General features: G+C 65.3%; 1 protein-coding gene. It reads right to left on the bottom strand.

The window, feature by feature from the left end:
* Positions 1 to 298 precede the first annotated feature (298 nt).
* On the bottom strand, positions 299 to 1,405 hold the full coding sequence (locus E1809_RS26365) for an IS110 family RNA-guided transposase (protein WP_133207162.1): 1,107 nt from the start codon (positions 1,403 to 1,405) through the stop codon (positions 299 to 301).
* Positions 1,406 to 1,706 lie beyond the last annotated feature (301 nt).

Here is a 1,706-nt window from a genome sequence, read left to right as displayed (position 1 = left end):
CTGATATGTAGTTCTGGTTGTCAAGAGTGCATGGATGAGCGGCTCCTGGGTGTTGTTCCGGGAGCCGCCCATCGCGTACCGGCCGGTTGTGGTGTGGTGCTGGCGAGTCGTTTCTTCCGACTGCAGTGTCAGGCTGACATTCGCGGGTTGGTTACCGCATGACGACTTGTTCGGCTGGAGCCTTATCGGTGTCTAAGATCGAGCGTCGACGGCTTGGGCTGTCTGCTCATAGTGCGTTCCCGAGTTAGCTCCGGGTGCTGCCATCGCACTTCGGTCATGTCCCGGCCGGCCGTTCATCTCAGGCCGCGTTCATGCGTTCTCCTTGCTGGAGCGGTGCGGCCAGTGACCAGCACCAGCCGGCGAGCTCGCGGGCGATCGCGGCATTGGCCTTGACCGGCATCTTGTGGCGTTCATCGAAATGTTCCCACTTGCGGTGCAGCCGGTGGTTGCCTTCCAGAGCGCGGATGCGGGTTGCCGGGGCGACGAGGTCAAGCTGGCGCAGCAGCCGGTCCCCGGGGCGTGTGTAGGGGCGCCGGTGCACCCAGGCGGCTTCGATGAGGAGTTTGCGGGCGTAGGTGTTCCCGGCCTTGGTGATCGGGCCCTGGTGCCGGGACTGGCCCGAGGATTCCTCGCTGGGAACCAGCCCGAGGTAGGAACCGATGGACGAACCGGTGAAGCGGGTCCAGTCCCCGATTTCAACGGCCAGCCCGAACGCAGTCGTGAGCTGGATGCCGCGCAAGCACATCAGCGCGTCAATCACCGACGCGTAGCGGCACGCTGCCGCCGTCGCGGCCACCTGTTTGTCGATGCGCGACAGCTTGGCGGCGAGCAGCTCGGCCTGCTCGACATCGGCCTCGTAAGTGAACTGCAGCGCCGGTTCACTGAAGCGCTGGGCGATAAGCCACTGGCGGTGTTCCTGCGTCCATCTGGTGTCCTTTGGGTAACGGATCCCGTGCCGGAGCAGGACGGCGTTCACCTGCTGGCGGGCGTGTGCAAGGTCCTTTGCTGCGCCGGAGCGCAGCCGGGACAGATCCCGCAGGGCTTCCTCGTCAGGGTCCGGGATGCGCACCTCGGTGACCGAACCGACCGCGAGCATTTCGGCCAAAACCCGGGCGTCGCGCCGGTCCGTCTTAATGCGGTCCCCTGGAGCGCGCAGGAGCTTCGACGAAGCCGCCACCACACAGTCAATGCCGGCGGCGCGGAGGTGCCGGGCGAGGACAAACCCTGTCGGACCCGATTCGTAAACGACTTTGAGGGGCGGCTCGAACCGCCGGACCCACTCCAGCACCATGGCCGGGTCAGCAGCCATCGTGTGGGCGCTGATTTCGCCGGTGCCAGGGCTCAGCGCATGACCGACAACGTTGACCGCGTGAACATCCAGACCAATGAAAGTATGCTCAAACATAGCCGGGACCTCCCAAACCTCACATGTGGCACTACCATTGCACCCCCAAGGACCCTCGCAGGCCACAGGAGCCGCCAATGGCAACCCACGGACCTGTGAAACAGAAGGCCCCGGCCCCTCATCCTCCCGGCTGAAACTGGCCGTCCGGGATAAGGGCCGCCACCGCCGGGACCAGGTCCGGCAGCGCCAGTATGCGCGTCGGGGCGGCCGAATCACCTCAAAGCCGGCGCTGCAGGACCGCCCGGCGATAATGGACCGCTCCGGACGGGCAGGTAACCCGTCCCACTTCATATCGTCTAAG

It is taken from the genome of Arthrobacter terricola (assembly GCF_004354015.1).
Classification (GTDB): Bacteria; Actinomycetota; Actinomycetes; order Actinomycetales; family Micrococcaceae; genus Arthrobacter; species Arthrobacter terricola.
The sequence above is the reverse complement of the archived record's forward strand: the minus strand, read 5'-3'. Positions and strand labels throughout refer to the sequence as shown.

What these genes read in the sequence shown, in the direction of transcription:
- E1809_RS26365 (WP_133207162.1), bottom strand. Translation starts at nt 1,405, where the DNA reads ATGTTTGAGCATACTTTCATTGGTCTGGATGTTCACGCGGTCAACGTT.